Origin of the sequence: Thalassotalea sp. ND16A (assembly GCF_000764205.1) — a bacterium.
GTDB lineage: Bacteria > Pseudomonadota > Gammaproteobacteria > Enterobacterales > Alteromonadaceae > Thalassotalea_A.
This window is the reverse complement of sequence record NZ_JQDZ01000110.1, coordinates 1-9957: the sequence shown is the minus strand read 5'-3', so window position 1 is coordinate 9957 and position 9957 is coordinate 1. Positions and strand designations below refer to the sequence as shown.

Sequence of the window (9957 nt, the reverse complement as noted above, 5' to 3'; positions counted from 1 at the left end):
ACAATAGCACTGTGGAACCACCTGATCCCATGCCGAACTCAGAAGTGAAACGCAGTTGCGCCGATGGTAGTGTGGGAGTTCCCATGTGAGAGTAGGTCATCGCCAGGCTCCTAATTTCGAAAAGCCCTTCGCATACGCGAAGGGCTTTTTTCGTTTTGTTTGTCCCCTCCCATGGGATCAGAACCTATGGGTTGGCGGGGTTTCAACCTCGCGTTATTGCAGCAGACAACTTAAGATGGTTTTCGCCATAACGCGAGAATGAATTCTCGTAATCGCCTTTAAAAGACAACCGATACTAAAAAGCCCCTAGTTAACCTAGAGGCTTTTTCTTTGCTCGAGACTGTAAGTCTAGCTAAGCAACCTTATTACTTTGCAGCCGTTGGCCAGCCACGCTCACACACATCGATCATGATACCGTTAGGATCATAATACTTTTCTTCATAGACAACCGTTGAAGTATCGCCTTCTGATGAAGATGGACGCCCGGCGAAATGCTTACCTCCTGCTGATGTCACGGAACCTTTGGCCTGATCAAGGCTGTTAACGTGGAAGCCCATATGGTGAATACCACGATACTTCTTACCGTTTTGTCCTGCCCAATAGTCGTTTTTAAAGGCTAAAATAGCCAAACAAATTACCCCATCTGATACATACACACCGCGAGCAAGTGGCGAGTCTGTTTCACCGACTTTTTCCATGTCAAAGGCTTGCATATAAAAATCTGCAGTTTCAAAAGGATCGTCAACTGAAATCGCTATATGACGTAATTTAGGTCTATCTAGTGTTGTTGCGCTCATAATCTTTCTCCAAAATTGTATTATTAAATCATTATAAAAATTAAGCTTTTTTGGGCTCGTTAATTTGTGCAAGTTTATTCTTGATACCCTCGGGTGGTTCTACCACAAAGTTTTTACAGCGCCAGACATCAAAGGTATCTATGTCATCATTCCAAACACTTGCTTGGTATGGGTTATCTTCAGTGATTTGTCGCATGTCAGAATAAAATTCAAGGTTGTTTCCATCAGGGTCCTGGAACACAATAAAGTAGTTCTCACCAGAACCGTGCTTACCAGGGCCGCGGGTTATTTTTATGCCTTTATCCAGCAACATCTTTGTCGCTTGTTCAATTTCTGCATAACTATCAAGTTGGTACGCAAAATGTTCAACATTGTGGAAAGCATTGGCTGCCTTGTCGATTTCGGCTTTCGACATTTGAACTAGAGCTAAATCGTGATGATCGGCACCGGCATGCAAAAATGCCATTCTATTACCAACTTTATCGGATATCTGCAGACCAACAATTTGTTGATAGAAATCTATAGATTTGCTCAGGTTTGAAACTCGTAAAACAAGATGACCAAGTTTTTTCGGTTTGGGTTTAAACATATTGTTGCTCCAATGGGTAATTGATGAGTTTATTATTGATGGAAAAAGTTTAAAAAAAGTTGATCTGGATCAAATTTGGTATAGCGCAGATATAATGGCTTAGAGCTCTGGTATAACTATTTGGTTATGGTTTGTTTTGCTACTGTTGAGCAAGTGATAATTGAGAATAGTGAATAATATCGATAAAGCGTGATGTGACAGACTTGCTTCCTAATCTCCCACCACACATAGGGCATTAGGAAAACAACTAATAGATAAAAAGTTAAGTACACACGTTGTGAAAAGAAAGACTAAACAAATTCTGCTTATGAGAAAATGTGCTGTCACTAACCGAGGACTGCGGGAAATATTGAGCACAATCACTCTTAAAAGGCTACCTGCCTGCCGGGGATAAATACTTACATGTACAAAAAAAAGAGCGCCAGAGCGCTCTTTTTGATTGTAGATATCGGTAGTTAAATATATGTATATTTAACGAAATGAAACTTGCACAGGAATGGTTAAGATCTGTTTGCCAAACCGTTTTAACCAAGCATAAATAAGTACAAAGGTAGTGACTACCGCAAGCAAACATACGCTAGCGTAAACCGGCTGTGCTGCAATATTAAATATCTGGAAAGTAAATGTGGCGGCTAAGTATGCTAGTGCTGAGCTCCATAGGCCAGCAAATGCCATCCAACGGCTACCAACTTCGTTTTTAATAGCACCCATCGCTGCAGCACAGGGGGTATAAAGCAATATAAATAACAAGTAGCTGAACGCTCCTATGGTACCAGCAAACGCTGATTGCATTATGGTAATTGTGCTTTCTTCTACGCCTTGCTCAACTGCTGCTACATGGATATCAGAGACATTACCGATATCTGTACCCAGCGGATCTTCAGCTTTAATGCCTAATAAGTTTTCTTTAACTGTTGCAGAGGCTTCATCCCATAACTCAGCAAATGAGCTTAACTCGCTTGCTTCTTGTTCTGGTGCTGAATATAAACTATTAAAGGTTGCAACCAATGCCTCTTTTGCAAATAAGCCGGTAATGATGCCAACACTTGCTTGCCAGTTGTCTTCTTTAATCCCCATAGGAGCCAGTAACGGTGTTACTACCTGTGCCGTTTGGCTTAGTAGTGATTGTTCTGAGTCTTGATGGCCGAACTTGCCATCAGTACCTAAGGAGTTAAAAAAGTTTAATATACAAACAACAATAACAATGGTTTTACCAGCCCCGAGGATAAACGAACGGGTTCGTTGCCATACTCGCTCAATTAAATAAGAGAGTTTAGGTAATTCGTATAAGGGTAATTCCATAATATTGACGGAATTACTACCCATAAGGATCGTATGCTTTAGTAACAAGCCAGTAAATAGGGCGGCAGCAATACCGATTAAATATAAAAGAAATACCAAATTTTGCCCTGTTTCCGGGAAAAACGCAGTCGCAAATAAAGCATATACCGGTAATCTTGCCCCACAAGACATAAATGGTGACATCATTATTGTGGTGATGCGTTCGCGTTCGCTATCTAGAATACGGGCTGACATTACTGCTGGTACGGTACAGCCGAAACCAACAATTAGTGGGACAAAAGCTTTACCGGGTAAGCCGATCTTTTGCATCAGAGAATCAACAACAAATGCTGCTCGGGCTAAATAACCGCTGTTTTCTAAGACCGATAACCCGATAAACAAACAGGCAATTACTGGGATGAACGTCGCTACAGTTTGAATGCCTATTCCGGCACCTTCAATAATCGTTAATAACCAAACGGGCAAGTCGAATTGAGCGAGGTAGTGTTGTGGGTAATCGACAAAAATTGCACCGGCAAAAATATCGAAAAAATCGATAAATGAACTACCAACATTGATCGCAAACATAAATAATAAATACATCATCAGTAAAAACACTGGCAAGCCAAACATTGGATGTAAGATGAATTTATCTAAAGTGTCGCTGATAGAATGCGGTGTTTTTGCCGTAATTGTGGCTTTTACTAATAACGAATTAACAAAATCATAACGTGATTGCATGATAGCGATGGTATCAGCATTGTGACTTTGGCAGTGGTTGGCCTGACAACTGCCTTGTTCTAATTCAAGTAAATTACAGTCGCTCTCTGCCAGTTGCGTTAAAATACTCTCGGGTAAAAGCAAATTTTCAGGACGGCTAACATCGTTGGTCAATGAAGCAAGCGTTGTTTCAATTTGTTTGGTGGTATTCTTATCAAAACTGTTAACTGCAATAACCGGACAGCCCAACTCATTAGACAAAATTTCTAAGTCCAGTTCATCGGTTTCTTTACGGTCAGATTTGTTCAGCACCACACACATCGGCAAGCCAAGTTCTAATAGCTGTGTGGTTAAGTACAATTGTCTTTTTAATTGCGTGGCATCAACAATATTGATGATATAGTCAAGCTTCTCGGTGCCAAGAAAATTTTGGGTGATCGACAGATCTTTACTCTGCTGTGCTTTTGCGGTTAATGAGCTAATGCCAGGTAAGTCAGATAATAACGTGGCTTTCCCGTTTAAGGTGCACTGTTTTTGGCTTTTGGCGACGGTCACGCCGGTCCAGTTACCTGTTTTTTGCTTTGAGCCGGTTAAATTATTAAAAAACGTACTTTTGCCGGCATTGGCAAAGCCAACAAGGGCGATATGTGATAGTTGTGACATTATACGAGTTCTATACCAATCTGATTGGCAATATTAGTCGCTAGACTAATTTTTGTACCGTGTAGGTGAAATGCAATAGGGCCATTAAATGGTGCTTTTTGCGCCATACAGATTTCAGTTTTAAGGGCGAAACCTTGTTCCATTAATTGCGCGGTTAAATCGAAGTTATCGGGGAGATAACTGATCTTAGCTCGTTGGCTTTGCTTCAATTCAACTAGGGTCATAAAATCGGCCTTAAATATAAATAATAATGATTCTCATTTAATTTTATAAAATCATTGCCATTTCAGCAACACAATATTGAGAAAAACAGCTATTTATTGATATAAAGCAACAAATTTAGCGGATATTTGGCTTATTTATCGTTTCGCCCGGGCGTAACGAAGCCAAATATACAGGCCACTTAGTGATAGAATAATAATTGCAATGGCAATAATATCCATGAATAGCACCATGTAATCACCAAAAATGCGACCTGAATGCGCGTCTAACATTACACGCTCTAACGATAGAAACTGTGATTTGTAACGTATGTTGGCAGCATTGATATCGGTATCAGTAATTCTATTCGCTACAATCCACGAAGGTTCTGCAATGAATTCTACTTTTTGCCAGTCAAGCAAATGTTGACCACTTTGGTAATAACCATGCTGAGTGCTTAATACGATGGTACTGTTATTCGCATTAACATCAATTGCCATGGCGATAATGCCCATAGGCAGGCCATCGGTAAGTGTTACTTGATCCACCAATTCGCCAATTTCATCATAAAGTGATAACTTACTTTGAGTTAGCACCAAATAAAAATCTAAATATCGGCCTATAGCAATGACATCTTCTGAATCATCTTGCAGCAAAATATCGCCTTTAAAGATATAGCCATCGGTGACACTGAATTGTTTATTATGGAAATAATTGGCAGAGCTAGGATCTTTGATCCCATAATGCTGCAGTAGCCATTGGTTGGTAATGGCAATATGGCCAAGCTTAAATGATTCGGTATGGTTAAGCGCGATACCTGAAATAGCTAGAAATATTAGAACGAGTGCCGCAAAAATTCCTGATTTACGATGCCATTCACGTAAATGACGGATCAATTTTGAATGCAGAGAATTTTTGTATTTTTTAGTTACTCTAAGCATGGCTATTTATTGCTCTGGATGCTTTCGGTTATTGAGCCAAAGTGCCAGCCGAGCGACTTTTTTCAGAGCCCTAACTGATAAGGTTGCACCAGTAATACCATCAATGTGTTGCGTTAACTGGTTTTCTTCATTCAACTCAGCATCAATAAACTGCTTGGTAAAAAATTGATGACGAACTTCATCACCACGACTTTCACGAAATGCCAGGACCTTCAGATTCACTATTTTATTATCCTCGATGTGAACGCCGATAGTAATTGGCTTTTCTTTGCCAATTTCATCAAGTATCCACACAGTGGCCACATCTTGTTGCCAGTAACGTATCCGTAACTTGTTGAACTTCCGGTTCATGATGGCACTGATTGCTGCTTTATCTTCAGCAGTTAACCATAACACTTCAGCTTTAGGTATTTCAGCATTGAATGCTTGCTCTAAAAATTGATCATTTGACTGATAAACACCGTTCGCAGATACTGAAAATGCAGTACTGGTTATTATCAACAGAATGAAGATGAATTTATTCACGTAGTGCCTTTTACCTAATGCAAATGTAGTTATTAAATTAACGAAAAATTAATTCGTAAATATAGCATGATTTTTTGTTTTTATTTATTTAACAAATGGATTATATAATTAATCCATTTGTTAAAAAAACAAAAAGTGAATAAGAGTTACCTCTTATTCACTTTAGTATTATGTTTAGTTTGAAAACATAGTTGGCTAACTAAAAAACAGACTTAGAACTGGTAGCCAAAACCTAAGTTGAAGCCTTTAGAGTCTTTAGAACCACCCAATTCTTCATAGTCAGCTTTCAATACAACATTTTCATGCAAGTAGTAGTTGATACCAGCACTGGTTGACTCTACCGCGTCAGAAGAACTATCACCTGCTTCGTTGTTATATTCAGCATAACGGGCAAATACGCCAAACTCTTCATTTAGTTTGTATGATGGTTCTACGTACCAACCAGTTTGCTCATCACGACCAAGAGCTGCGGCTTCGTCACCATCGATATCCCAAGTGGCGTATAATGCTCTGATAGAGAAATTTTCTACATTATAAACTGCGTGTGCTTCGATTAACGTCGCTGCTGCTTCATCAACACCTGATGCACTTTGGGTAACATCCGTTTGATATTGTACTGTAGCAGCTAGCTCTAAACCTGGAATAGCAGTGTATTTTACACGACCGGTGTAAGCCAAGTTTTCTGCACTTGCATTAGCCACTTTTTGACGACCTTTACGGATCAAAAATGCATTTTTGTCTGTTACATCAGCAACAACTTTCAAGCCACTGGTAATTGCAGCGTCAATGCTGAAGCCAGGAGCCACTTTAAAGTTAGCGGCAACACCTGCTTCCCACCAAGTAGCAGGAATGATATTTTTCTCAACACCGTTACGCTCAACACCGTAGAATGTTGGTGGCTCATGCGTTTCATTGATTAAACCAACTGGCACTAAGAATAAACCGGTTTTGGTAGTGATGGTTTCGCTGTAATCGTATTCAACGTACGCTTGTTCTAATTCTACTTCACCTGGCTTGTCATCGCCGGCAAGGGAATGTTCTAATTCAAATTCAGAGAAGAAACGGGTTTTCGAATCAAATTCATGACCGAAGAATAACACAAAGCGATGGAAATCAACTTTCGCGTCTTTATTTTCGTAATTGTTATAGTGCAATTCACCGTAACCACCAATAGTGGTATTAGCAAATGGGCTAGCTGAGGTAGTCACCTCAATTTGGTCAGCGGTCGCTTCAAGACGATGTTCAGTCTCATTCAAGCGCTTCTCTAGAGATTCTAACACTTTTTGCTGTTCAGCAATTACTTCACGCAGTTCTTGAGTCTCTTCTGTAGCCATTGCATTGGTTGCAAATAAAGACATAAGCGCAGTTGCGATAATCGATTTTTTCATCGTTTGTATTTCCCTGATAAATGTAATTTTTTGTAGATATTTATTTTATGGCGAGACTATAGCGAAAGTTAAATCTAAATGCAAACAATTCTTATTTGTATTTGTTGATTTGGATCAAACTTTTAATCGGTGCTGAATAACGATGTTACTATTTGTTATATCGACTGTTTAAAGTTGTGCCCAGACAATATTGATAGATAAAAATGAGGCAATAAAAAAGGCCGCTTGCGCGACCTTTTTTTTAGAATCAATAGAAAATCTATTTTTTCTTAGCAGCGTTACGCTCTTTAACTTCAGCAATAACCGTTTCAGCTACGTTGTTAGGACAAGGGCTGTAATGTGAGAATTCCATAGAGAATTGACCACGACCTGATGTCATTGTACGTAGAGTTCCGATGTAACCGAACATTTCTGAAAGAGGTACGTCAGCTTTGATGCGAACACCAGTAGTTCCAGCTTCTTGGTCTTTGATCATACCACGACGACGGTTTAAATCACCAATAACATCACCAACGTGATCGTCTGGAGTGTAAACGTCAACTTTCATGATAGGTTCGATTAGTTGTGCACCAGCTTTTGGAATTGACTGACGGAAAGCGCCTTTAGCAGCGATTTCGAAAGCAACAGCAGATGAATCGACAGCATGGAAGCCACCGTCGTATAATTCAACTTCAACGTCTAATACAGGGAAACCAGCTAATACACCAGTATCCATCATAGATTTGAAACCTTTCTCAACCGCTGGGAAGAATTCCTTAGGAACATTACCACCAACAACCTTTGAGGTGAAGGTGAAACCAGAGTTTGGCTCGCCTGGACGAATGATGTAATCAATTTTACCAAATTGACCAGAACCACCAGATTGTTTCTTATGGGTGTAAGAATCATCGATTTCTTGGGTGATAGTTTCACGGTAAGCAACTTGTGGTTTACCTACGGTTAAATCAACACCGTAGGTACGCTTAAGGATATCAACTTTGATATCTAAGTGAAGCTCACCCATACCACGTAAAATTGTTTCACCTGAATCTTCATCAGTTTCAACTTTAAACGTTGGATCTTCAGCAACCATTTTACCAATGGCGATACCCATTTTCTCAGAGCCACCTTTATCTTTAGGTGCAACAGCAATTGAGATGACTGGTTCAGGGAAGACCATAGCTTCTAAAGTACATGGCTCTTTAATAGAACATAAAGTATGACCTGTTTGTACGTTTTTCATACCAACGATAGCAAAAATGTCACCAGCCTGAGCTGAAGAAAGTTCGGTACGATCTTCGGCTTGCATTTCTACCATACGGCCAACACGCTCAGTTTTACCTGTGAACGAGTTTAAGATGGTGTCACCTTTGTTAAGAACACCAGAGTATACACGTACGAACGTTAAGGCACCGAAACGGTCATCCATAATTTTGAATGCTAAAGCACGGAAAGGCTCGTCAGTCTTAACAAGTGCGAATTCGCCTGTCGGCTCGCCTTCTTCATCAGTTAATGGTTGAGGATTAACTTCCGTTGGAGAAGGTAAGTAATCAACAACAGCATCAAGTAGTATTTGCATGCCTTTGTTTTTGAATGCCGAACCACAGAATGTTGGGAAGAACATGATTTCACGAGTACCTTTACGGATACACGCTTTGATTTGTTCATCAGTAGGCGTTAATTCACCTTCCAGGTAATCCATCAATAAATCTTCATCTGCTTCTAAAGCAGTTTCGATTAATTGCTCACGGTACATAGCAGCATCATCTACCATGTCGGCAGGAATATCTGTAATTTCGTAGTTTTCTGGTTGACCTGAATCATCCCAGATGTAAGCTTTTTGGCTTAATACGTCTACAACACCGACGAAATCATCTTCTTCACCAATTGGCAAAGTCATAATAAGTGGGTGAGCACCAAGTACTTTCTTAACTTGATCAGTTACACGGTAAAAGTTAGCACCTAAACGGTCTAACTTGTTAACAAAAATCAAACGAGCAACTTTTGATTCGTTGGCGTAACGCCAGTTAGTTTCTGATTGTGGCTCAACACCACCAGAACCACAGAATACACCGATACCACCATCAAGTACTTTTAATGAACGGTAAACTTCAACAGTGAAGTCAACGTGACCAGGAGTGTCAATTACGTTAAAGCGATGTTTTTTCCATTCACAAGTAACGGCAGCAGACTGGATAGTAATACCGCGCTCAGCTTCTTGTTCCATGAAGTCAGTTGTTGACTCACCGTCATGTACTTCACCAATTTTGTGGATCATACCAGTTAGTTTTAATATACGTTCAGTTGTTGTGGTTTTACCAGCATCAACGTGAGCGAAAATACCAATGTTTCTGTATTTTGATAAATCTGCCATTGTAATACTCTATTTTAATGAAAAGTTACGTTAAAAATTTTTGCGCGGATTATACATCAGTTAATGAAAACTAACATCATAATTTGATAAAAAATAAACAACTCGGTCAATAAAATTTGGGAAATTAGTATTTCAGAGGCCTATTTTACAGTTTTTTACAGTTTTTTTGCTTATTTTGCTTAAACAAAAGCATAAAGTTTAGACAATTTCTTGAGAGTTTGCTAAATTGTGCCCCTGAAAACGATCCTTGTATATTTGTTGGTCAATTTTAAATTCGTCAACTAATATTTTTAATTGGAATCGCATACATATAGTAAGCAAAAAATATCGGGTTGCCGCCCGCTTGTTTATCACTTTTAAGGTATATTGAAAATGGCTAAAGAAAAATTTGAACGTAATAAACCGCACGTTAACGTTGGTACCATTGGTCACGTCGATCACGGTAAAACAACTTTAACAGCTGCTATCTCTGCGGTTCTTACTAAAGTACACGGTGGTG

Annotated in this window: 9 protein-coding genes and 1 rRNA gene; 2 read left to right on the top strand and 8 right to left on the bottom strand. The window is 39.4% G+C overall.

Going from position 1 to position 9957, the window contains the following annotated elements; all coding sequences use genetic code 11:
* Positions 1 to 108: ribosomal RNA gene (gene rrf, locus ND16A_RS03980) — 5S ribosomal RNA — on the top strand; the annotation flags it as partial.
* Positions 109 to 365: 257 nt separating this feature from the next.
* Here the strand turns inward: rrf and ND16A_RS03985 are convergent.
* From ND16A_RS03985 to fusA, 8 genes are all read right to left on the bottom strand, one after another.
* Positions 366 to 797, bottom strand: coding sequence for a VOC family protein (locus ND16A_RS03985; protein WP_033078716.1), 432 nt, complete (start codon positions 795 to 797; stop codon positions 366 to 368).
* 40 nt (positions 798 to 837) lie between these two features.
* Positions 838 to 1386, bottom strand: coding sequence for a VOC family protein (locus ND16A_RS03990; protein WP_033078715.1), 549 nt, complete (start codon positions 1384 to 1386; stop codon positions 838 to 840).
* Positions 1387 to 1857: 471 nt separating this feature from the next.
* The gene (feoB, locus tag ND16A_RS03995) at positions 1858 to 4050 is read right to left on the bottom strand and encodes a ferrous iron transport protein B (protein ID WP_033078714.1); all 2193 of its coding nucleotides are present in this window, start codon (positions 4048 to 4050) and stop codon (positions 1858 to 1860) included.
* Positions 4050 to 4274, bottom strand: coding sequence for a FeoA family protein (locus ND16A_RS04000; RefSeq protein WP_033078713.1), 225 nt, complete (start codon positions 4272 to 4274; stop codon positions 4050 to 4052). The genes feoB and ND16A_RS04000 overlap by 1 nt, the downstream gene beginning before the upstream one ends.
* Before the next feature lie 135 nt (positions 4275 to 4409).
* Complete coding sequence (locus tag ND16A_RS04005; protein WP_033078712.1) at positions 4410 to 5192, bottom strand: PepSY domain-containing protein; 783 nt, start codon at positions 5190 to 5192, stop codon at positions 4410 to 4412.
* 6 nt (positions 5193 to 5198) lie between these two features.
* The gene (locus tag ND16A_RS04010; protein ID WP_033078711.1) at positions 5199 to 5717 is read right to left on the bottom strand and encodes an FMN-binding protein; all 519 of its coding nucleotides are present in this window, start codon (positions 5715 to 5717) and stop codon (positions 5199 to 5201) included.
* 212 nt (positions 5718 to 5929) lie between these two features.
* On the bottom strand, positions 5930 to 7105 hold the full coding sequence (locus tag ND16A_RS04015; RefSeq protein WP_033078710.1) for a porin: 1176 nt from the start codon (positions 7103 to 7105) through the stop codon (positions 5930 to 5932).
* Positions 7106 to 7364: 259 nt separating this feature from the next.
* Positions 7365 to 9458, bottom strand: coding sequence for an elongation factor G (gene fusA / locus ND16A_RS04020; RefSeq protein ID WP_033078709.1), 2094 nt, complete (start codon positions 9456 to 9458; stop codon positions 7365 to 7367).
* 372 nt (positions 9459 to 9830) lie between these two features.
* On the opposite strand from fusA, the gene ND16A_RS04025 reads away from it, so the two are divergent.
* A partial coding sequence (locus tag ND16A_RS04025) for a GTP-binding protein (protein ID WP_033078254.1) occupies positions 9831 to 9957 on the top strand: 127 nt, incomplete at its 3' end.